1 protein-coding gene is annotated in these 944 nt (G+C 44.5%); it reads right to left on the bottom strand.

Annotated features, from left to right (window positions below):
- Positions 1-267: 267 nt before the first annotated feature.
- On the bottom strand, positions 268-944 hold a 677-nt coding region (gene prfB, locus CVN76_RS01040), incomplete at its 5' end, for a peptide chain release factor 2 (RefSeq protein WP_100530105.1).

Below are 944 nucleotides of genomic sequence, written 5' to 3'. Positions count from 1 at the left end.
GGCAATTATGGCTGACCCCACGATTACCAATCCATATTCGATTAACTTTTGCATCAAAGGGGGCTTCGGCTCCCTGTATCTTTTTCTCATTCTTTATTATCTCCTCAAACCATCATTCATCATTATGTAGTATTGGCGGATCATAGCATGGCATCCCTTTTCATACCCTGTAAAAATAATCCAGACGGCTTATTTTGGCAGAACGTGTAAGGCAAGCATGATTTTCATACAAAAAGCCGGACCATAGAACGGTCCGGCCATTATATCTTATAGTTTTGAACGCAAGTACGCATCGATGAACATATCAATATCCCCATCCATGACCGCACCCAAGTTCCCGGTTTCCGCACTCGTACGGTGATCCTTGACCATGGAATACGGATGGAAAACATAAGAACGAATTTGGCTTCCCCAGCCAATTTCCTTTTGTTCACCGCGAATTTCATCCAAGTCGGCTTGTTGCTGTTCAATTTCACGTTGATAAAGTTTGGCTTTCAGCATATTCATCGCTTGAGCCTTGTTTTTGATTTGCGATCTCTCGTTTTGGCACGTCACTACCGTATTGGTAGGTAAGTGGGTAATACGGACAGCCGAGTCAGTCGTATTGATATGCTGACCGCCGGCACCGCTTGCCCTATACGTATCGACCTTCAAATCTTCCGTACGTATCTCGATATTGATTGTCTCATCGAATTCCGGCATGACTTCACAAGAAACGAATGAAGTATGGCGTCGCCCCGATGAATCAAAAGGAGAAATACGGACAAGACGGTGAACGCCTTTTTCCGCTTTCAAATATCCGTAGGCGTTATGGCCTTTGAAAAGCAGTGTGACACTTTTGATACCCGCTTCATCACCTGGAAGGTAATCAAGGGTTTCAACTTTAAAGCCTCTTTTTTCACCCCATCTTGTATACATGCGCAGCAGCATCGAACCCCAATCCT

It is taken from the genome of Bacillus sp. mrc49 (assembly GCF_002803435.1).
Note: the sequence above shows the minus strand (reverse complement) of the source record. Positions and strands in the feature narration are given on the sequence as shown.